This is a genomic window from Nakamurella flava (assembly GCF_005298075.1).
GTDB lineage: Bacteria > Actinomycetota > Actinomycetes > Mycobacteriales > Nakamurellaceae > Nakamurella > Nakamurella flava.
Map to the genome: position 1 here is coordinate 1150753 of NZ_SZZH01000001.1, position 21572 is coordinate 1172324.

The 21572-nt window shown below is 72.0% G+C and carries 19 protein-coding genes; 6 read left to right on the forward strand and 13 right to left on the reverse strand.

Annotated features, from left to right (window positions below):
- Positions 1-204: 204 nt before the first annotated feature.
- The 4 genes from FDO65_RS05140 to FDO65_RS05155 form a co-directional block, all read right to left on the reverse strand.
- Positions 205-1815 (reverse strand): circularly permuted type 2 ATP-grasp protein, encoded by a 1611-nt coding sequence (locus tag FDO65_RS05140; protein ID WP_205849789.1) that lies wholly within the window; start codon positions 1813-1815, stop codon positions 205-207.
- A complete protein-coding gene (locus FDO65_RS05145) occupies positions 1791-3935 on the reverse strand; it encodes an alpha/beta hydrolase family protein (protein WP_166442038.1) in 2145 nt (714 codons plus the stop codon). Before FDO65_RS05145 ends, FDO65_RS05140 begins: the two co-directional genes overlap by 25 nt.
- A complete protein-coding gene (locus FDO65_RS05150) occupies positions 3932-5764 on the reverse strand; it encodes an N-acetylglutaminylglutamine amidotransferase (protein WP_137448340.1) in 1833 nt (610 codons plus the stop codon). The genes FDO65_RS05145 and FDO65_RS05150 overlap by 4 nt, the downstream gene beginning before the upstream one ends.
- 169 nt (positions 5765-5933) lie before the next feature.
- Complete coding sequence (locus tag FDO65_RS05155; RefSeq protein WP_240757430.1) at positions 5934-6632, reverse strand: ferritin-like fold-containing protein; 699 nt, start codon at positions 6630-6632, stop codon at positions 5934-5936.
- Positions 6633-7206: 574 nt separating this feature from the next.
- Here FDO65_RS05155 and FDO65_RS05160 point away from each other — a divergent pair.
- Entirely contained in the window at positions 7207-8952 is a 1746-nt protein-coding gene (locus FDO65_RS05160; RefSeq protein WP_166442039.1) for a DEAD/DEAH box helicase, read from the forward strand.
- 78 nt (positions 8953-9030) lie between these two features.
- A complete protein-coding gene (locus tag FDO65_RS05165; protein WP_137448341.1) occupies positions 9031-10488 on the forward strand; it encodes an Rv3212 family protein in 1458 nt (485 codons plus the stop codon).
- Positions 10489-10500: 12 nt separating this feature from the next.
- On the opposite strand, the gene FDO65_RS05170 is transcribed toward FDO65_RS05165, so the two are convergent.
- Positions 10501-10839 (reverse strand): hypothetical protein, encoded by a 339-nt coding sequence (locus FDO65_RS05170; RefSeq protein ID WP_137448342.1) that lies wholly within the window; start codon positions 10837-10839, stop codon positions 10501-10503.
- Complete coding sequence (locus tag FDO65_RS05175; protein WP_137448343.1) at positions 10839-11711, reverse strand: PHP domain-containing protein; 873 nt, start codon at positions 11709-11711, stop codon at positions 10839-10841. Before FDO65_RS05175 ends, FDO65_RS05170 begins: the two co-directional genes overlap by 1 nt.
- A gap of 180 nt (positions 11712-11891) precedes the next feature.
- Between FDO65_RS05175 and corA the strand changes: the two genes are divergently transcribed.
- A complete protein-coding gene (gene corA / locus FDO65_RS05180; RefSeq protein WP_420847517.1) occupies positions 11892-12983 on the forward strand; it encodes a magnesium/cobalt transporter CorA in 1092 nt (363 codons plus the stop codon).
- Between the two features lie 72 nt (positions 12984-13055).
- On the opposite strand, the gene FDO65_RS05185 is transcribed toward corA, so the two are convergent.
- The gene (locus tag FDO65_RS05185; RefSeq protein WP_137448345.1) at positions 13056-13571 is read right to left on the reverse strand and encodes a YflT domain-containing protein; all 516 of its coding nucleotides are present in this window, start codon (positions 13569-13571) and stop codon (positions 13056-13058) included.
- Positions 13572-13791: 220 nt separating this feature from the next.
- On the opposite strand from FDO65_RS05185, the gene FDO65_RS05190 reads away from it, so the two are divergent.
- Entirely contained in the window at positions 13792-14946 is a 1155-nt protein-coding gene (locus tag FDO65_RS05190) for a P-loop NTPase (protein ID WP_137448346.1), read from the forward strand.
- A 16-nt stretch (positions 14947-14962) separates the two neighbouring features.
- On the opposite strand, the gene FDO65_RS05195 is transcribed toward FDO65_RS05190, so the two are convergent.
- The 4 genes from FDO65_RS05195 to sigE form a co-directional block, all read right to left on the reverse strand.
- Complete coding sequence (locus tag FDO65_RS05195) at positions 14963-15490, reverse strand: twin-arginine translocase TatA/TatE family subunit (protein WP_137448347.1); 528 nt, start codon at positions 15488-15490, stop codon at positions 14963-14965.
- Positions 15491-15586: 96 nt separating this feature from the next.
- Positions 15587-16753, reverse strand: coding sequence for a S1C family serine protease (locus FDO65_RS05200; RefSeq protein ID WP_240757432.1), 1167 nt, complete (start codon positions 16751-16753; stop codon positions 15587-15589).
- A 474-nt stretch (positions 16754-17227) separates the two neighbouring features.
- Positions 17228-17698 (reverse strand): anti-sigma factor family protein, encoded by a 471-nt coding sequence (locus FDO65_RS05205; protein WP_137448349.1) that lies wholly within the window; start codon positions 17696-17698, stop codon positions 17228-17230.
- Positions 17695-18288: an RNA polymerase sigma factor SigE gene (sigE, locus tag FDO65_RS05210; protein WP_137449482.1), complete on the reverse strand. Its 594-nt coding sequence runs from the start codon at positions 18286-18288 to the stop codon at positions 17695-17697. Before sigE ends, FDO65_RS05205 begins: the two co-directional genes overlap by 4 nt.
- A gap of 312 nt (positions 18289-18600) precedes the next feature.
- On the opposite strand from sigE, the gene FDO65_RS05215 reads away from it, so the two are divergent.
- Entirely contained in the window at positions 18601-19191 is a 591-nt protein-coding gene (locus FDO65_RS05215; RefSeq protein ID WP_240757434.1) for an O-methyltransferase, read from the forward strand.
- Here FDO65_RS05215 and FDO65_RS22430 read toward each other — a convergent pair.
- Complete coding sequence (locus FDO65_RS22430) at positions 19169-19537, reverse strand: hypothetical protein (protein WP_205849790.1); 369 nt, start codon at positions 19535-19537, stop codon at positions 19169-19171. The genes FDO65_RS05215 and FDO65_RS22430 overlap by 23 nt on opposite strands.
- 52 nt (positions 19538-19589) lie before the next feature.
- On the opposite strand from FDO65_RS22430, the gene FDO65_RS22435 reads away from it, so the two are divergent.
- Positions 19590-20084, forward strand: coding sequence for a D-alanyl-D-alanine carboxypeptidase family protein (locus FDO65_RS22435; RefSeq protein ID WP_205849791.1), 495 nt, complete (start codon positions 19590-19592; stop codon positions 20082-20084).
- Positions 20085-20165: 81 nt separating this feature from the next.
- On the opposite strand, the gene glgC is transcribed toward FDO65_RS22435, so the two are convergent.
- Complete coding sequence (gene glgC, locus FDO65_RS05225; RefSeq protein WP_137448352.1) at positions 20166-21386, reverse strand: glucose-1-phosphate adenylyltransferase; 1221 nt, start codon at positions 21384-21386, stop codon at positions 20166-20168.
- Positions 21387-21572 lie beyond the last annotated feature (186 nt).

Below are 21572 nucleotides of genomic sequence, written 5' to 3' on the forward strand. Positions count from 1 at the left end.
CTGGTGGGCGCCGGTGGCGCTGGTGAGCGCGCTGAGGAGAACTCTGCCGCCGGCGAGTCCGGGAGAGTGTCCACCGCCCGGCCGAGAGCGCGGGGGAACCGCGTGTCCACCGATCGGCGGATGCGCCGTTCCCGCCGATCGGGTCCGGACCGACTATGCCGCCGGGTCCGACCGAACCGGGCGATCAGGGGTGACGACCGGCCGTCACCGGTCGGCGATCAACCAGGTGTCCTTCGAACCGCCGCCGCGCGAGGAGTTCACCACCAGGCCCTCGGACTCCAGTGCGACCCGACTGAGCGCCACCGGCGGGACCACGATGGCGGCACCGTCGGGCGGTCCGTCACCCGGCCCGGCGGCCACCGAGCCGTCGAGGGCGAAGACCCGCAGGTCCACGTGCCGGGGTCGCAGCCCCTCCGACCGCACCGTCGGATGGGTCGAGAACCGGATGACCTCCTGGGCGATGAAGCGTTCCGGTGCGGCGTCGACCACCCGGCGCATGCGTCGGTGGTCGGCCGCCGTCATCTCCGGCCCGATCATCACCCCCGCTCCGCCGGACCCGTCGACCGGTTTGACCACCAGCTCGGCCAGCCGGTCACGCACCCCGGCGTACTGCGCCGGATCCGACAGCACCCACGTGCCGACGTCCGCGATGGCGGGGTTCTCCCCCAGGTAAAAGTGGATCATCGTCGGGACGAAGGCGTAGAGCGCCTTGTCGTCGGCGACACCCGTCCCGGGGGCGTTGGCCAGCGCGAGCGTCCCGGCCCGGGCGGCCGTCACCAGCAGCTCGCGGGTGGCGGCCGACAGGGCCACGACAGCCGGATCGTCGGGAACGACTGCGATCTCGTCGTCGCCCAAGCGGCGGTAGAGGACGTCGATCGGTCGCGACTGCCCGTCCACGGTGGCCCGCACCCCGTGGTCGTCACCGTGCAGATCGGCCGGGGTGACGACCGGCACGCCCATCAGTTCGGCGAGCAGTCGGTGCTCGAACCACGCGGAATTGGCGGGCCCGTCGGACAGGACGGCCACCTCGGCGACATCCCGGGGACAGCGCGGCGGTCGGGCGGCCTGCAGCGCGGTGAGCAGGGCGGTTCCGACCTCCTCCGGCGACCGCAGTCCGGGCCACGGGTGCAGCATGGGCAGGGTGGCCGCTGCCGTGCGCCGGTTGGCGACGGCGTACCCCAGCCCTGACGGCACCCGCAGGTTGTCCTCCAGTACACGCCAGGTGCCGTCGGGTCCGTGCACGAGATCGAAACCCAGGACCGTCGCCCGGGCGGCCCGGCCGGGCGCCAGGTCGGCCGCGGCCGGCAGGTAGCCGGGGCAGGAGGAGATCACCGTCGCCGGCATCAGACCGGCGCGGACGATGTCCGCCTGCTCGCCGTCGCCGGCGTCCGGCCGGCCCCGGTCCACGGCGTACACGTCGGCCAGGAACGCGTTCAGCGCCCGGGTACGCTGCCGCACGCCGGTCTCGATGGCCGACCAGTCCGCCGCCGACAGCAAGCGCGGCACCGGGTCCAACGGGAACGGCTGCTCCACCAGCTCACCGTCGACATCGGCGATGAAGGTGATCCCGGACGCGGCCCGGTGACGGTCGAGATCGGCCGCGGCCGCGCGTATCCCATCGAGGCCGGTGGACTGCAGGGCCTGCACGATCGGCTGGTAGGGCGCTCGTACCGCACCCCGGTCGTCGACCGCCTCGTCGAGCGGCACGACCGGGTAGCCGGCCAACAGGTCGCCGGCCGCCGGCGACCCGCCCGGGGATGATGCTCCCCCGGTCACGCCGACGGCGGTGTTCACCGCGTCCATCGGTGATGCCACGACGTCACTCCTCGGGTCAGGGCGATGCGCGCATCGCGTTCCACGATGGTGTGGCCCTGTCCGGGAAGCAGCAGCATCGACGCCGTCGCCCCCACCGCCAGCAACCGTTCGTAGGCCCGGCGGGACTCCCCCACCGGGACGTTGGTGTCCTGTTCGCCGTGCAGCAGGAGGGTCGGGGCCATGTCCGCCGTGAATCGCACCAGCGGCGACAACGCGCTGAGCATCGCGGGATCCGTCCGGGGGTCCCCGTACTCGGTCACCGACGCCGCGGCCATCCAGGTCTCGGTCTCGGCGAAGAACCCCGCGAGGTGGCTCATCCCCGCGTGGCTGGAACCGCAGGCGAACAGGCCCGGCCACCGGGTCAGCGCGATGAGGGCCAGGTACCCCCCGTACGACCACCCGTGCACACCGATCCGGTGGGGAGCGGCCAGTCCGGCGCCCACCAGGTAGTCGACGGTGGCCGGCACGTCCTGGAACGACGTCTCCCGGCGATCGAGATCGTCCGCGGCCATGAACGACCGGCCGAACCCGGACGACCCACGGACGTTGGGCGCGATGACGGTCAATCCGACCGCGCAGAGCGACTGGGCCAGGATCGAGAACGCCGGCCGTTCCTGGCTTTCCGGCCCCCCGTGCAACAGGACCACCGCCGCCCCGGGACCGGCGGCGCCGTCCGGTCGGTAGAGCCAGGCCTGGACCGAGCCACCGTCCGCGGCCGGGTAGGTCACGGACCGCGGCTCCACGAGCCCCTCGGGCAGGACGGGCTCCGGGGGCCCGGCCACCGGAGACGGGACCGGCACCAGCCCGCGGGTGCGCCCCGGGGCCAACAGGTGCAGATGATGCAGCCGCCGGGGACTCGTCGGGGCGGTCACCTCGAGGATCGCCGCGCGGCCGTTGCCGAGCAACGACCACCCGGGGACCACCTTCGCACCCAGGTCGACCAGGTCCCCCGGGGCGCCGACCGTCGCGGCCGCGATGGGCTCGTCGTGGTTCCCCGCTCGGGGCAGGGCCCGACGTTCGAGCACGCTCGCGCCGCCCACGTTCCAGAACAGGGTCGCGATGTCGACGTTCTGCACCGGGTCGTCGATCGCACCGGCGGAAGCTCGGGCGCTGACCGCGTACGAGTCCAGGTCGGCGTCCGCCCGGGCGGCCACCACCCGGAGCGGGCCGACGCTCCCGTCGGGGAACAGGTCGACCCGGCCGAGCGCCCACCGCTCCCGTCCACCCAGCACGCGCAGGTGCGCCGATCGTCCGTCCGGGGCGAACCGGCCGTCCTCGCTGACATCGCCGTCACAGTCGGGGAAGTCGGCGGCCAGCAGCCGCCGGGCCCGGGTACCGGCGGTCACGTCCAGCACGACGGTGGGCCCCGCCCCCTCCGTCGCGTCCCGGGCGGTGGCCCGGCGGGCGAGTTCCCGGTCGGCTCCCGCGGTCAGGTCGTCGAAGCCGCCGAACGGGCTGTCCAGGTCGGCCAACAGCAGGTGGCGGTGCCCGCGGGGGCCGGTGCGGGCCAGCAGTCGGCGTCCGTCACCCGACATCGACGTCAGAGCCAGGAATCCACCGTCCAGCACGCGGCGGATCTCGCCCGTGACCACGTCCACCAGGCAGATGTCGGCGTTCGGGCCGCGGCCATCGGCCAGCGAGAACGCGTACGTGTGCGGACGTCCCGTCCATCCGCCGGCGAAAACCGTTTCCCACTCACCGGTTCCGGCCAAGACGCGGTGGTCGGAGCCGTCGGGCCGGATCGCGTGCAGTTCCGAGCGGATGAGCCCGGACGGCGACACCAGATAGGCCAGCCACGCGCCGTCCGGCGACCAGGCCACCGACACGACCTCCTGGTCCGGCAGCGACACCAGACGACCCGGTCCGGGGCGGATGGACAACGGAGCGATCTCCAGCCGCGGCAGCCCGCTGCGGTCGGTGACGTAGGCCAGACGGGTGCCGTCGGGCGAGATGGCCGGACACCACGACCCGGCGACCCCGGAGATCTGATCGACCGCCGGGAGTGCCGTCGCATACCCCGGGTCGTCCGGCGGCGTCAGATCGACGAAGGGGTCCGCGGGCGCCGTCGGGACTGCTCGCGGGGTGGGGCGCTCCGACTGCCGGGTCGAACCGCCCGTCACCGACCGCCCCCGATCACGTTGCGCTGCAACCACATCTCCAGCAGTCCGAGCTGCCACAACTGGTTGGACCCCAGCGTGGTCCGGTGGCTGTTGGGGTCGGCGAGCAGCCGGTCGACGTACTCCGGACGGAACAGGCCACGCTGCCTGGCCGCCGGGTCGGTCAGTGCCTCGCGGACCCGTTCCAGGTAGGGACCCTGCAGGTTGATGATCGCCGGCACCGGGAAGTGGCCCTTCCGGCGGTCGATCACCGCGTTGGGCAGCACCCGCCGGGAGGCCTCCTTGAGGACTCCCTTGCCCCCGTGGGCCAGCTTGTGCTCCGGCGGGCAGGCCGCCGCCACCTCCGCGAACTCGTGGTCCAGGAACGGGGTGCGGGCCTCGAGACCCCAGGCCATCGTCATGTTGTCGACCCGCTTGACCGGATCGTCGACCAGCATGATCTGCGAGTCCAACCGCAGCACCCGGTCGAGCGCCGTGGTCGCCCCCGGCTGTTCCAGATGCTCGCGGACGAACGTCGCGCTCGGATCGGAGAACCGGTCGCCGGGGTCGGCCAGCGGGGCCAGCCACTGCGGCTGCAGGATGCCGGCCAGCGTCTCGTGATCCCGGTCGAAGAAGTGTTCGCGGTAGACCCGGAACGCCTGCTCGGGCGCGACACTGGCCAGCGGCGGATACCAGCCGTAGCCGGCCAGCAGTTCGTCGGCGCCCTGACCGGACTGCACGACGGTGAGGTACTGCGACACCTGTTGCGACAGCAAATAGAACGCGATGCAGTCGTGGCTGACCATCGGCTCCGACATCGCGCCGACCGCCCCGTCCAGACCATCCAGCACCACCGACGACGGCATCAGGATGCGGTGGTGATCGGTGTCGAACGTCTTGGCCACCAGATCCGAGAACTCGAACTCGTCGCCCTCGGTGTCACCCACCCGCTCGAATCCGATGCTGAACGTCTGCAAACCGTGCTGCCCGGCATCGGCCAGCAGGGCGACGATGATCGACGAGTCGATACCGCCGGACAACAGCACACCGACCGGGACGTCCGCCACCATCCGCCGCTGCACCGCCCGCTGCAGCGTCTCCAGGACCAGGTCCTCCCAGTCGGCCACCGACAGCCCGGAGTACCGGGCCAGGCGTTCGTGCCGGGGAGACCAGTAGACCCGTTCCCGGGCGACCCGGCCGTCGGCCTCGTAGACCCGGATCGTCGCGGGAGGCAGCTTGCGCACCCCGGCCAGGATGGTGCGCGGAGCCGGCACCACGGCGTGGAAGGTCATGTAGTGGTGCAACGCCACCAGGTCGATCGACGTGTCGATGTCCCCCGCCCGCCGCGCCCCGGCCAGCAGCGCAGGCAGGGTGGAGGCGAACCGCAACCGCCCCGGCTCCTCCACCAGGTACAGCGGTTTGATGCCCAGCCGGTCCCGGCCCAGCACCAGGCGACCGGAATCCCGCTCGTAGACCGCGAACGCGAACATCCCGAAGAAGTGGTCGACACACTCGACGCCCCAGCGGTGCCAGGCCTTGGCCACCACCTCGGTGTCGGAGCTGGAATGGAAGCGGTAGCCGTAGCCCTGCAGCTCCGCGCGCAGCTCGCGGTAGTTGTAGATGCACCCGTTGAACACCGTGGCCAGGCGCAGTTCCGGGTCGATCATCGGCTGAGCGCCGCTGTCCGACAGGTCGATGATGGCCAGCCGGCGATGAGCCAACGCGACCGGACCCTCGTGCCACAGGCCCGCCCCGTCCGGCCCCCGGGCCTTCATGCAGGCCGAGCATTCGGCCAGGGCTTCGGTGTCCGGGCGCTCTCCGTCGAACCGGATCTCGCCACTCAGTCCGCACATCCGGGCTCTCCCTCTCCTGGCCGCGCCGTCGGGATCAGCACTGCGGACCGCACCGGACGTGCGCCCCGCCGATCCCGCCCCTCACCGCGGGCGCCCGACCGTAACGTGGACATGTGGCCGGGCGATGACACGCGGTGTCCGCCGCGCACCGTCGCCGGCCGACCGGCCCTCAGGCCAGACCCAGCGACTTCATCCGTTCGGCGTGCCCCATCTGCAGGCGACGGAACAACGCGGCGATCCCGGCCAGGTCGCCCGAGCCGGTGACGATGAGTTCGGCCAGGGTGTCGCGCTCGGCGACGACGTACTGGGCCTGCGTCAGGGCCTCGCCCAGCAGCCGGCGGCCCCACAGGGCCAGCGGCCCGGCGACCCGCGAATCCCGCTGGCAGGCCTTGCGCACCTCACGGACCGCGAACGCCGAATGCCCGGAATCGCCGAGGACCTCGAAGACCAGGTCACGGGTGACCGGATCGAGCCACTCCGCGATCTCCCGGTAGAAATCGGCGGCCAGACCGTCGCCGACGTGCGCCTTGACCAGCGACTCCAGCCAGGAATGCGGGGCCGTCGAGTCGTGGAACGCGTCGAACGCGGCGACGAACGGCGTCATCGCGTCCTCGACCGCGACCCCGAAGTCGTCCAGGTGCCGGGCCAGGGCACGGAAGTGCCCCATCTCCGCCACCGCCATCTGCGACAACGCGACGCGTCCAGCCATCGTCGGCGCGTACCGGGCGTCCGCGGCCATCCGATCGAACGCCGACAGCTCGCCATAGGCGAGCACCCCGAGCAGGTCGACCACCGCCGCATCCGACGGAACCGGGATGCGGCCGGTCCGTTCCTGCGGCGCCGCAGTTCCGGCACCCACCTCCGACATCCGCCACCGTCCTTGCCTGCGGTTCGTGAACGGACCGAGCCTACTTCCCGCGGACGCACCGGGCCCGGGCCGGGGCGGTCGGACCGGGCGCTCCCCCGGTCGCCAGGCGCGGGGTCGGGTCCGACGTGACCCGTTCGACGGGCCGTGGCGCCCCGGTTGCCACCGGTCGGCCAGGTCGACCAGGTAGAATGGGCTTCCAAGCGACATGAAGGTGTGCGTGGCCGGCACTTCCGGGCCACCGAACGGCGCAGTCCATCGCGGCCCGTCACCGGAGAGATCGGCCGAGACCCTCGGCGGACCGCTCGGAAGACCACCGCACGAACATCGCCACCGGCACGTCGCCCACCGTCATCACCAGCACAGCGGCACTGTTAGTCCTCCTGGACCGCACGGCCGCCGCTGCCGCTGACACACTTGTGCGCGCGTCATCCGCGAGACGTACCGGACCCCTCCGGTCGCGGGCCGCCCGGCACGGGACCCTCCCTGCACCGCCGCAGGGCCCAGGTGGTCCCGGCCTCCCGGGCGTGCCCCTCCGCCGACTGCGAAGAACGCGCGCGGACGCGAAAGGCATTCCGTGACCCTGCACCCCGACACCACCGAGTCGACCCCGCCGACCGACACCGCGGCCACCGACCCGGACGGCGTGATCGCCGACGCCGCGATCGACCCGGACGACGCCGCGATCTCCCATCCGTTGACCGCCGCCGCGCCGGTCACCCCCGAAGCCCCGCTGTTCGCCGAACTCGGCGTGGACGACCGCATCGTGCGAGCCCTCGGCGAGGTCGGCATCGAGCGCACGTTCGCCATCCAGGCCCTCACCCTGCCGATCGCCCTCGGCGGCAGCGACCTCATCGGCCAGGCCCGCACCGGCATGGGCAAGACCCTCGGCTTCGGCGTGCCGCTGCTGCAGCGGCTCACCGGCACCGAGCTGGCGGCGGGCCGGGCCCCGCGTGCGCTGGTCATGGTCCCCACCCGTGAGCTCTGTGTGCAGGTCACCCGCGACCTGCACCAGGCGGCCAAGCACGTCGGCCTGACCGTGACCGCCGTCTACGGCGGCCGGGCCTACGAGCCGCAGGTCGCGGCCCTGCAGAACGGCGTCGACGTCGTGGTCGGCACCCCCGGGCGACTGCTCGACCTGGCCAAGAGCGGCTCCCTGGTGCTCGGCGGCATCCAGGTGCTGGTCCTGGACGAGGCCGACGAGATGCTCGACCTGGGCTTCCTGCCGGACATCGAGCGGGTCTTGGAACTGGTGCCGGACAGCAAGCAGACGATGCTGTTCTCGGCCACCATGCCCGGCCCGATCATCACGCTGGCCCGCACGTTCATGACCCAGCCCACCCACATCCGGGCCGAACTGCCCGCCGAGGGCGCTACCCACTCGAGCACCACGCAGTTCGTCTACCGGGCCCACGCGCTCGACAAGGTCGAGATGCTCGCCCGCGTGCTCCAGGCCGACGGTCGTGGACTGACGATGGTCTTCACCCGCACCAAGCGCACCGCCGCCAAGGTCGCCGAGGAACTCGCCGAGCGGGGCTTCGCCGCCGCCGCCGTGCACGGCGACCTCGGTCAGGGGGCCCGCGAGCAGGCCCTGCGCGCCTTCCGGTCGGGCAAGATCGACGTCCTGGTCGCCACTGACGTCGCCGCGCGGGGCATCGACATCGACGACGTCACCCACGTCGTCAACTACCAGTGCCCCGAGGACGAGAAGACCTACGTGCACCGCATCGGACGGACCGGCCGGGCCGGACGCACCGGTGTCGCCGTCTCGTTCATCGACTGGGACGACATCCCCCGCTGGGCCCTCATCAACGACGCGCTCAAGCTCGACCAGGCCGAACCGGTCGAGACCTACTCGACCAGCCCGCACCTGTACGCCGACCTCGGTATCGCCGAAGGGGTCACCGGCCGGTTGCCGCGCGGCCAGCGCACCCGGGCGGGTCTGGACGCCGAGCAGATCGAGGACCTCGGCGAGACCGGTGGTCGGCGGCGCAAGGCCGCCCCGGCCGGTCGGGACGGTCGGGACGGCGGACGGGGTCCCAGCCGCGAGCGCACCCGCACCCACGGTGCCGCCACCGACGGTGACAGCAGCGAGTCCCGCGAACCCCGTCGCCGCCGCACCCGCCGGAGCGCGGGCGGTTCCGACGCGGCCCACGCCGACGGTGCCGCCGTCGACGCCACCACCGCGCCGGCGACCGACGGCCACGCCCCCGCGGCGGACGGCGCTGCGCCGGCCCGCCGGCGTCGCCCCCGGCGGCGCACCCGTGGCGGTGGCGGCGAAGCCGCGGCCACCGTGGCCGGCGGTGAGGGCGCGTCGTCCTGACCTCACCCCACAGCAGTGCCCTGGACTGACGATGGCCGCCTCCCCGGAGGCGGCCATCGTGCTGCGTAGGCTCGCCGGGTGAGTGTCACCGGGGGACGGCGCATCGACCCTGCCCGTCAGAGTCCAATCGCCCGCCGCCGGCGGGATCGGATCATCGCGGCGGGCATCGCCGTCGTCGTCCTGGTCGCCGGGCTGCTGATCTATCTGACCAGCGACGGACGGGCCACCACCGACGCGACCGGCCCGGCGGTCCCGGCGCCGTCCACGGCCGCCGCCCCGCCTGCTGCCCTGGCCGAACGCTGGACGTTGACCACCGACCCGGCCCTCGGGGCGGTCGCCTCCCCGTATGGGGTCGTCGTCACCGCCGACACCACCACCGTCTACGGCCACGACGCCACCACGGGTGCCCTGCGCTGGTCCTACGGCCGCAGCAATCTGCCGTTGTGCGCGGTCGGCTCCGGCGACGTGGACGCCCCCGGGGTGACCCGGCGCGGGGTGGTCCGCGGCGTGATGGTCGTCTCGGAGGAGGGCGGGTGGTGCTCGCAGGTCATGTTGCTCGACCCGGACACCGGTGAGCGGCACTACGTCCGCACCAGCCCCGACCAGCCGGGGGGTGCTCTGGTCTTCGGTGGTCCGTACGCCGGCTGGGTCGGCCCCACGCTGACCGAATTGTGGCGCGACGACCTCGTCCGCACCATCCAGTACGGCGACGAACCCGCCCCCACCAAGCCCAACGCCCAGCGCCTGGGGTGCGTCTTCACCGACCTCGCCGTGGCCGACCGGCAGTTCGCCACCGTCGAACACTGCACCGACTCCACCTACGCCCAGGTCGTCATCAACTGGGCGGACCCCGGTTCCGCCCCGGACAAGCCGGCCGACCAGGACGTCTTCAAGCACACGCCCCGGGCGACCATCGATACCGGCGCGCAGTTCGCCCGGATCGTCGGCATCACCGCCGATTCGGTGGCCGTGCTCTTGCCGAAGAGCGATGGCGCCGAGGTGGTCGTCTACGACACGTCCGGTCAGGTCCAGTCACGCGCGGACGTCACGGTGCCCGCCGCCGCGATCGCCACCGCCGACCGATTGGTCGACGGCCGGGTCGTCCCGACCCCGGCGGTTCGCGCCGGCGCCCAGCGGTACTCGCTGATCGGCAGCAGTCTCCTCGAGGTCACCACCGCATCGAGTCAACGGACCGCGCCCGCCACGTCGACCAGCCCGGCCGGCACACTCACCCCGGCGCCCGGGTCGACCGTGCCCACCAGCGAAGCGCTCGCGCCCAGCACGGTGACCGTGTCCGACCTGCAGGCCGGGTGGGTCCATGCCGACGTGACCGGGCTGCCGGCCGTCTACCCCGACCAGCTCCTGGTGCCGGTGGCCGCCGGTCTGCAGCCGGTGACCCGGTCGGACGGCCTTGACGATCCGAGTCGGCCACTGCTGTCCGTCGACCGGGGCGGCTGGGCCGGGCGGGTGGACGTGAGCGCCGTCGGCGACGTGGTCGTCGAGACCCGTGGGGACCAGGTCGTCGGCCTGAGCTGACCGCAGGGCTGCTCAGCGGCCCCAGACGAACCAGAGCACCGCGGCCACTGTCGCGATCACCGCCAGGTCGACGACCAGACGCGGCCCTGCGCGGCGATTCGACCGGCGTCGCAGCGCGAACTCACCGAGAGCCCCGACCAGCAGGTGTAGGCCGATCCCCCACCAGGGCCCTGAGCCGCCGGCCGCCCCGGCGGCCGGGACGAACGACGGCGCCAACAGACGTCCGACCAGCCACACCGCGCCGACCACCAGCATTCCGGCCGTCAGCAGCCCCGCCAGGCCGTCGATCCACCGCACCGCGGCGGGTCGACGGGGCGACGACTCGTCGACGCGGCACACCGAGCCGGCCATCACCAGAGCGAGCCGCCCGGTCCGACCGGGGCCACCACCCCGCTCGATGCCGCCAGGATCCGGCCCAGTTGTTCCTCCCGTGTCGTCTCCTGGCCGAGCCGCAGCACCTTGTTCGTGCCGTGGTAGTCCGAAGACCCCGTGGCGATCAGGCCCAGCCGCTCGACGAAGGAACCCAGTTCGGCCCGCGCGGCGTCGTCGTGGTCGGGGTGGTCGACCTCCAGTCCGCCCAGGCCGTGATCGACCAGCATGGCGACGGTGTCGAAATCCAGGGCCCGGAACTCGCCCCGCCCCCGGGGGTGGGCGATGACGCTGACCCCGCCCGCCGCGGCGATCATGTCCACGGCCGAGATGAGGTCGGTGTCGGCCTTGGGGACGTAGAACTGGCTGCGCCCGGCCAGGTACGAGGCGAACGCCTCGTCGACCGAGGCGACCACGCCCGAGGCGACCAGGGCCCGACCGATATGCGGTCGACCCACCGGGGCGTCCCCGGCGATCTCCATGACCTGCTGGCGGGAGATGGGGACGCCCGCCGCCACCATACGATCGACGATTCCCATGCCCCGGTGCAGGCGTTCGTCCCGCAACCGCGCCTGCTCGGCCACGATCGCCGGCGCCGCCGGGTCGAACAGATAGCCCAGCAGGTGCACGCTGACCAGCCGGCCACCGCCCGGGATGAGGGTCGAGAACTCGGCTCCCCGGATGACGGCCAACTCGGCCGGACGGGCCGCGAGGGCCGGCGCCCACCCACCCGTGTTGTCGTGATCGGTGATGGCGATGACGTCGAGACCGGACGCGACGGCGGCGGCCATCAGCTCGGCCGGACTGTCGGTGCCGTCCGACGCCGTGGAATGGGTGTGCAGGTCGATGCGCATCGCGGTCCATCTTCGCCTACCCACCGGGGTGGGACGGACACACACACGCGCGGCGTTCACCGACCGGCCACCTCGCCGTCGCCCGACACCCGAAGGTGCGGACTATGGTCCGGCGGGCCCTCGGAACCGTCGCGACTCCGCGACGCTCGGCATCGAAGGGGTCAGGAGGAGGTCGTCGTGTTGCCGTCACTGCGGGTACGTCAGGGCCTGGGTCGCGTCCGTCCGCCCCTCCCGTCGGGTGTCGATACCGACGACCGGGCCGCCGTGTCCCGGGAGTCCGCTCTGGTCGACTGCGCCGCGTACATCGACGGCCGCCGAGTGGCCTGCGACCCGTCGACCGACGCGGCGAAGCACGCGGTCGGCGAGGCGGACAGCGGGTTCGTCTGGCTGGGCCTTTTCGAACCGGAACCCGACGAGATGGCCGCCGTGGCCCGCCAGTTCGGTCTGCATGAGCTGGCCGTCGAGGACGCCGTCCACGCCTACCAGCGGCCCAAGCTCGACCGGTACCGCGAATACCTGTTCATGGTCTTCAAGACGGTCACGTTCCGCGAACCCGACCAGCCGGACCGGACGGCGGAGGTGGTGGAGACCGGGGAGGTCATGGTCTTCCTCGGCCGCAGGTTCGTCATCACCGTGCGGCACGGCGAGCACCAGGCCCTCGGGACGCTGCGCGCCCGGCTCGAGTCCCATCCCGACCAGCTGGCCCTGGGCCCGGTCTCCGTCCTGCACGCCATCGCCGACAACGTCGTCGACCGGTACGTCGAGGTGATCGCCGCGCTGGAAGACGACATCGACGAGGCCGAGAACGCCGTCTTCAACCCGGACCGGGCCATCGACATCGAGGAGATCTACCGGCTCAAGCAGCAGGTGCTGCAGCTGCGCCGGTCGGTCGCACCACTGGCCAACCCGCTGCACGTGCTGTCCCACACCCCGCATCCGTTGTTGCCCGCCGGCATCCGGGAATACTTCTCCGACGTCGAGGACCATCTGTCCGGAGTGCGCGAACAGGTCAACACGGCCGACGAACTGCTGACGACCCTGATCAACGCCGCACTGACCGAGGTCACCACCCGGCAGAACGAGGACATGCGGAAGATCTCGGCCTGGGCCGCGATCGCGCTGATCCCCACCGCCATCGCCGGCATCTACGGGATGAACTTCGAGAACATGCCCGAGCTGACCTGGACGTACGGCTACCCGATGGCGCTGGGCCTGATCGTCACCATCTGCACGCTGCTGTACGTCGTGTTGCGCCGGAAGGGCTGGCTCTGACCCACGCCCCGGGCTGACGCAGCGAACCCCGCCGGCCAGGCCGACGGGGTTCGGTGACACGAGGTGCGGGCGTCAGCCGCGCTGACCGAGTTCCATGCGGGTGAGCAGGTCACGCGCCTGCTCCGCCGAGCGCGGCTCGCACAGCACGTCGTAGCGACGGGCGACGACCTGGGAGGCCGAGGTGAAGTCCCGGCGGCCCTTGGCCACCGAATACCCCAGGTACCCCATGACCGCGCCGAAGGCCGCGCCGATCAGCACCGACACCAGCATCAGGACCAAGACACCACCCTGGACGGGCGCGAAGAAGCCCATCAGCAGACCGACGAACAAGCCCATCCAGGCGCCGGATGCAGCGCCCGCGGCGGCCAGCTTGCCGGCCGTCAACCGGCCGATGACCCGCTCCACCAGCTGCAGATCGGACCCGACGATGGTCACGTCCTGGATGGAGAACTCGTTCTTGATCAGGTACTCGACCGCGCCCTGGGCCTGCGCGTAGGTCGGATAGGCAGCGACGGCGAACCCGGTCGGCGGAGTCGGAAGGCTGGGAACCGCGGTGGCGGCGCTCCGAAAGCTGATCGGTGAGGTCACGGCGGACCACTCCCTTCATGACTGACCATTTCACGATGGCACGGACGGATGTGCGATGCATGGGAACCGGTGATCGGAGCACTGCGGATCAGCGGCCGATCGCCCCGCCGTCGTCCTGCCGGTTTGCGTTCCGGACGGGGACCGGGCAGTACCGTGAAGGAGTCGGTCCGTGGCGCAGGTCCGGACCGGACACCTCGTCATCCACGTGAAAAAGGTATCGATGTCTGTTCCCGGTTCCGCCGGTCCCCTCCCGGACGTCGCCGGCGTACGCGCCGCGCTGGCCACGGTCAAGGACCCCGAGATCCGCCGGCCCATCACCGAACTCGACATGGTCGCCGACCTGGCCGTCGACGAGCGCGGCGGCGTCGATCTGACCGTCCTGTTGACCATCGCCGCCTGTCCCCTGCGCGACACGCTGGTCAACGACGTCACCGCCGCCGTGCGAGGCGTTCCCGGGGTGACCGACCTGCGCCTGACCCTCGGCGTGATGACGGATGACCAGCGCACCGCTCTGCGGGAGAAGCTCCGGGGCGGCCCCGGCCGGGAGATCCCGTTCGCCAGGCCGGAATCGCGGACCCGGGTGTACGCGGTCGCCTCCGGAAAGGGCGGGGTCGGCAAGTCCACCGTCACCGTCAACCTGGCGGCCGCACTGGCCGCCCGCGGCCTGGCCGTCGGGGTGCTCGACGCGGACGTCTACGGCTTCTCCGTCCCCCGGATGCTCGGCGTGACCGGCCGTCCGACCCGGGTCGGCGACATGATCCTGCCGCCGCAGGCCAACGGGGTGAAGGTGATCAGTGTCGGCATGTTCGTCGACGGCAACACCCCCGTCGTCTGGCGCGGGCCCATGCTGCACCGTGCCCTGCAGCAGTTCCTGGCCGACGTGTTCTGGGGCGACCTGGATGTGCTGCTCCTCGACCTGCCGCCCGGTACCGGAGACATCGCCATCTCGACCGCGCAGCTCATCCCCACCGCCGAACTGCTGGTGGTGACCACCCCGCAGGCGGCGGCCGCCGAGGTCGCCGAGCGGGCCGGGGCGATCGCCCTGCAGACCCGTCAGCGGGTCGTCGGGGTCGTCGAGAACATGGCAGCGCTGGTGCTGCCCGACGGCAGCACCCTGGACGTCTTCGGCACCGGCGGCGGCGACACCGTGGCGGCATCGCTCAGCCGGCTGACCGGGACCGATGTTCCCGTGCTCGGCCGGATTCCTCTGGAAGTGGGCGTCCGCACCGCCGGGGACGCCGGTGTGCCGGTGGTGGCGGCGGAGGGAAGCAGCCCGGCGACCGACGCGCTCCGGCAGGTGGCGGCAGCGTTGGCGGCGCGGGCGCGTCCGCTGGCCGGCGTCTCTCTGGGCATCTCCCCGGCCGCACGACGCTGACCGGTTCGCGGGTCGCTCAGGTGCCGTCCGGATCGAAGGGCGGCGGGGCCGATGGCGCGCGGGTGGCGGTCGCGCCGTCGGGCGGCGTGGCGCCGGATGCGGGGGCCGACGGGGCAGCGGCGGCGGTCGGCACCGCGGACACCGGCTTGATCAGCCCGTCGCGACCGCTCGTCGCACCGGTCCCGGGGGGCGGCTGCTGCGCACTGTTCGGCTGATCCTTCAGCCCGAGGAAACCGCTGACCCCGCCGGAGAACTCCTCGCCCAGCAGGTTCCGCCCGATGATGCGCTTGGGGTGCAGGTCGCGGAGCTCCCGCAGTTCCTGGATCTCCTTCAGCGACTGCAGTTCGGCGATCTGCCGCCGCAGTTCTTCCATCTCCGGCCCGATTTCCTTACGGAGCTCGGCCTGGGCGCCGACGGCCATGCCGCGCACCTTGCGCAGGGTGCTGGTCACCCAGGTGACCGCGGTGGGGATGCGCTCGGGGCCCAGCAGGAAAACGCCGATCACGACGATGATCCCGATCTGGGTCCAGGACAGACCGAACACGGACCCGGCCACCTCCCCGTCTCGACGGCGCACTCGTCGGTCACGCCGCCGGCTCCGTCAGGCTACCTGCGACCGGCGGCGCATCAGGAACTCCGGTCAGACCGCAGCCATCGTGACGTTCACCGTGGCCTCGCGCCCCGCCCGTAGAAGGGTCACCGGGACGGTCGCGCCGACCGCCTGGGCCCGTTCGGCAACGATCAGCTCGTTGGCGTTGCCGACCGTGCGGTCGCCGACCTTGGTGATGATGTCGCCTTCGGCGATACCGGCCGCCGCTGCCGGGCCCCCGGCCTGCACGTTCTGCACCTGCGCACCGTCGGTGACGCCGTCGGTGGCCGATCGGGCGTTGACCCCCATGGTCGCGTGCTGGACCGACCCGGTCCGGATGAGCTGTTCGGCGATACCGCGGGCGAAGTTCATCGGGATGGCGAAACCGAGACCGATCGACCCGCTGGACTCGCCGCCGAGAGTGCGGATCGCCGAGTTGATCCCGACGACGGCACCGGAGGCGTCGACCAGCGGCCCCCCGGAGTTGCCCGGGTTCACCGCGGCATCGGTCTGGATCGCGTCGATGACGGCGTCGGTGTCCGACCCGCCACCGGACAGCTTCACCGGGCGGTTCTTGGCGGACACGATCCCGGTGGTGACGGTTCCGGCCAGTCCGAGGGGCGAACCGATCGCGATCACCGGATCGCCGACCGCCAGTGCGTCGGAGTCCCCGAGCTGGGCGACCGTCGGATTGCTGACGTCCACCTTGACGACGGCGAGATCCGTGAGCGGATCGCGGCCGACGATGGTCCCGGGCACCCGGGTGCCCGCCGCGTCGGCGAACACCACCGTCAACTGCGCGGACGGGTTGGTCGCCGCCGACGAGATCACGTGGTTGTTGGTCAGCACGTAGCCGGCCGGATCGATGACCACGCCGGAGCCGGTGTCGCCGGTGTCCCCGGCCCGGATCTCCAGCGAGACGACCGCCGGGGTCACGCGTGCGGCGATCTCGGACACCGATCCGGGCTCCCGGACAACGCCGGGATCAACCGCGGTGAGGGTCGCATCGGGGTCGATCACCGCAGCCGGGAGGCGATTCGCCGCCAGGACGCCGATGACCGCGCCCACCGCTCCGATCACCAGGGCGGCGACGAGCATTCCGATCAGGGCGGACAACCGCAGTCGACGTTGGAACAGCGCCTCGCGGAGGGTGAAGCGTTCGGCCGGAGGTCGGTCGTCCGCCGGTGCGTCCTCGTCATGGGGCGGAGTCAGGGCCACGGGCGCGGCGGGATTCCGCCACGGATTCGGGGGCGGCGGCACCGGCGCTTCCGGTGGTGTTCGCCGGGGGCGCTGCAGGCTCTCCGTGTCAGGCGACGGGCGTCCGAACGCTTCGGACAGATGAGCCGGCAGCGGGGGGTCGCCGAGGGCGATGCCGCCCACCGCGGAAGCGCCCGGCGCGAACGAACCCGGCACGCCGGCCGGACGGCCGAAAGCGCTCGCCGACGGCCGGCTGTCCGGCGGCCGTGGTGTGCGCTGCGGCTCGGGAACGGTACGGCCAGGGCCGTTGCCGTCGGCGGCTTGCATCGTGGACGCGTCCCCCTGCTCGTGCGCGTGGTGTCACGGAAAAGGACCGATCAGATCCGCTCCGCGACGACCGCGACGGGTCATCGGCGCCAGGCTACGTGAGCGGCCACAGCGCAGGGGTCGACCAAGCCGGCGACACCACCGTCCCGACCCGATCAGGAGAGAACGTCAGGGCGATTCGAGGGGCCAACTGGCCGGTTGCACGTGATCCGGGCGCGGAACCGGCTGACTCTGCTGATCCGCGGAGGAGGTGACGACGACCGCACCCACGGCCAGTCCGATGACCAGCGCGCCGGTCCCGATGCGGAAGAGGCGGCCACGTCCCGTGGACCGCAGACCGTCGGCCGTGCGGTAGGCCCGGCCGGTGCGGGGGTCGATCGACACACCCGGCAGCGGGCCGGGGGGTGGGGCCGCCACCGGGATGGACCGCAGACTGGCCATGAGGTCGGGTGGCATGGTCGGACAGGCCGCTGACCGCAGCCAGCTGCGAGCAGCCTGCTGTTCGGCGACCTCGGCCCGGCACTGCGGGCAGTGTTCGATGTGCGCGGCCGCTCGCTGGAACGGTGTCATACCCAGTTCGCCGTCGACGAACGCGACGATCGTGTCCAGGTTCAGGTGGTCGGGGAAGGCGGACGTCACCGCATCACCTCCACGGGTTGCCTCGCGCCCGGACCGACCTCCTGAGATCGGGCCGCGCGACGTCGTTCGTATCCGTCCCGCAGGGCCAGACGCCCCCGATGGATCCGGGAGCGCACCGTGCCCAGCTTCACTCCCAGGGTTGCTCCGATCTCCTCGTAGGACAACCCCTCGACATCACAGAGCACGACGGCGGCCCGGAAATCGGGGTGCAGGTCGTCCAACGCGGCCTGCAGGTCGGGGTCGAGGTTCGCGTCGGAGAACGCCTGTTCCGGGGACGGCTCGCGACCCGCGATGCGCTCGGTCTCCTCGGGCAGGGCCTCCATGCGAATGCGCTGACGGCGCCGCACGAGGTCGAGGAACACATTGGTGGTGATGCGATGCAACCAGCCCTCGAAGGAACCGGGACGGTACCCCTCCAGGGAACGGAAGACGCGGATGAAGGTCTCCTGGGTGATGTCCTCGGCGTCGTGCACGTTGCCGGACAACCGGTAGGCGAGCCGGAAGACCCGATCACCGTGGTCGCGGACCACCTGGTCCCAGGCCGGTACCACCCACTCGGCCGGCTGGGCCGCACCGGGCTCGACGGCCAGGGACGGGTCTCGGTCTGATCTGTCGGCTCCGACCGGCTCGATGCCGTTCGGGGCGGGCAGGATGGGCAGGGGAACCACCTCCGGGTCGCGCGACCTTCCGGTCGCTCCGTCATTTTCGACCAGCCGGATGTGAGCCGAGTGTGAACTCGACCCGCCGCGGCCGCGAGCCGTCCCCCGTGGGGCCGGTGCGCCTGGCCGAGGCGACTCGCCCCGCCCGGTAGTCTTCGCCAGCGGCGGCGGCGACCACGACGGCGCACCCGCACACCAGGAGGTTCCCCGTTGACGAGCAGCCGGACATACGCGGAGTTCTTCGTGCCCGAGTCCGAGACGGTGGTCGCCGCGCGTGATCGCGCCGCCCAGCTCGGTTGCGCGGCCACCGGGTCCGGGACCGCGGCCGCTCTCACCTTTCTCGCCGCATCGGTGAACGCCCGAGCGGTCGTCGAGATCGGCACGGGTGTCGGCGTCAGCGGCGTCAGTCTGCTCGCGGGCATGACCCCGGACGGCATCCTGACCACCATCGACATCGAGGCCGAACACCAGCGGGCGGCCCGCCGGGCGTTCGCCGACGCCGGCATCGCTCCCGGCCGCACGCGACTGATCAACGGCCGAGGGCTCGACGTCCTGCCCCGGCTGACCGACGGCGCCTACGACGTCGTATTCATCGACGGCGACCGCAGCGAGTACCCGCAGTACGTCGCCGAGGCCGTGCGGCTCCTGCGACCGGGCGGGCTACTGGTGATGGACGGCGCTTTCGCCGGCGACCGGGTGGCCGATCCGACACAACGCGACGCCGACACAGTGGCCGTGCGTGATGCCGGACGGGCCGTGCGCGACGACGAGACACTGGTCGCCGCACTGCTGCCGGTCGGTGACGGCCTGCTCACCGCGGTCCGCCGCGGCTGATGCCCCGTCGTCCCCACCGCCGCATCACTGCCCGACTGTCTGTCCGGCGATCCACTCCTGCCGGGCGTCGCTCGGCGGCCGCAGCCCTGGCCGTCCTGACGATCGCGTCGGCCACCGCCGCCTGCGGCGCATCCGAGGCCGAAGTCGCCGCGTCCGCCGCTGCGGCGTCCTCCGCGGCCTCTGCCTCGTCGGCGTCGTCGGTCTCCGCCGCGTCGGTGGCCTCGCTCGCGTCCGCGTCCTCGGCCGCGTCGGTGTCCTCGGTGGCAGCGGCCTCGGCGGCCGCTGCGGCGTCCTCGTCGGCCGCTTCGATCGCCGCGGCGGCATCGGCCTCGGCGGCCGCAGCCACATCGTCCGTCGGGACGACCGCGCCCGGGCTCCCGCTCGCCGCGCGGCAGTCGGTGGCGGACGCCGCCGTCGCGGCGGCAGCCGCCGCGGTGGACCAGACCGCGGCCGTCGATCCGGATACCGCCGGGGACGACAGCGGCACCCCTTGTGCCGTCGACCCGCGGTACACCGACGAGACCACCCAGGGCCTGCGCACGGACATCGCCGCGGCATGGACGGCCGCGCGCGCACTGGCCGCCGTGGACGACGTGCAGATGTGCCTGGCCGACGGCAAACGGAGCCGAGGCCAGCAACAGGCCACCTTCGACGACTACGTCCAGAAGTACGGCGCCGAGATGGCCGCCCAGTACGTTCTGCCGCCCGAGAAGTCCGCCCACGTCCTGGGACGTGCCATCGACGTCCAGCCCTACGCGGCCTACACCTGGCTGGAGGAGACCGACGGGCGACTGGGCTTCTGCCGCATCTACGACAACGAGGCCTGGCACTTCGAGTACGACCGTTCGTACACGTCCGGCTGCCCCGTTCGGCTGCCCCGCCCCACGGCCTGAGGTCGCCCGCACCGGCCGCGCCGGAGCCCGACACGACGACGCCCCGACCGGTGGTCCGGCCGGGGCGTTCGTGCACCGTCGTCAGTGGGCGATGGTGATGTTCTTGCCGACCACCGTGATGCCGCCGGGGCTGACGGTGTAGAGGTCGTTGTCCAGATCCACGTCGACGCCGACCTTGGCCCCGTCGGGGACCACGACGTTCTTGTCGAGGATGGCGTGCCGGACGACGGCATTACGGCCGATGCGCACGCCAGGCAGCAGCACGGAACCCTCCACGCGGCTCCCGGCATTGATGTGCACGTCCTCGGAGACCACCGACCGCGTCACCGTGGCCCCGGAGATGATGGAACCAGCGGAGATCATCGAGTCACGCGCGGTGCCGTCTTCGACGAACTTGGCCGGCGGCAGGGTCGGCGGGAGGGACAAGATCGGCCAGGCCCGGTTGTAGAGGTTGAAGATCGGCTCGACCGACACCAGGTCCATGTGCGCGTCGTGGTAGGCGTCGAGGGTACCCACGTCGCGCCAGTATCCGGCGTCCCGATCGGTCGCACCCGGCACCTTGTTGCGGGCGAAGTCGTAGACGTGCGCCGTCCCCCGCTTGACGAACATCGGAATGATGTTGCCGCCCATGTCGTGCGCGGAGGACTCGTCGGCGGCGTCCTCCTTCAGCGCCTCGATCATCGCCTTGGTACTGAAGACGTAGTTGCCCATGGACGCATAGGCGACGTCCGGGTCGTCCGGCACCGCGGGCGGGTCGGCAGGCTTCTCCAGGAACTGGTCGATCGTGTAGCCGTCCGCCCCGGTCTGGATGACGCCGAAGGCGGTCGCCTCCCGACGCGGTACCCGGATACCGGCCACCGTCGCCTCGGCACCTGACTCGATGTGCGCCTGCACCATCTGGGACGGATCCATGCGGTACACGTGGTCCGCACCGAAAACGACGAGATAGTCGGGGTTCTCGTCGTACACCAGGTTCAGCGACTGCAGGATCGCGTCGGCGCTGCCGGTGTACCACCGCGGACCGAGGCGCTGCTGCGCCGGCACCGGCGTCACGTAGTTGCCGATCAACTGGCTCATCCGCCACGACGTCGTGATGTGGCGGTCGAGCGAGTGCGACTTGTACTGGGTGAGCACGCAGATCTTGAGGTAGCCCGCGTTCACCAGGTTGGACAGGACAAAATCGATCAGTCGGAAGTTGCCACCGAACGGCACCGCGGGCTTGGCCCGGTCCGCGGTCAACGGCCAGAGCCGTTTGCCTTCGCCGCCGGCCAACACGATCCCGAGCACCTTGGGCTTCGCCATGGGGCAGACAGTAGACGGGGCGGCGAGCTTTCGCGCGGCACCCCCCACCCGAGACCGACCCGGTCCGAAACGGGCAGCGCCGGCGGCTGAACCGGACCCGTTCGCGCCCGAACGTGTCCGCTCCTCGGCCCCCTCACACCCACCCGGGTCCTCGCGCGGCGCGGGCCCCGTCGCGTCGTTACATTG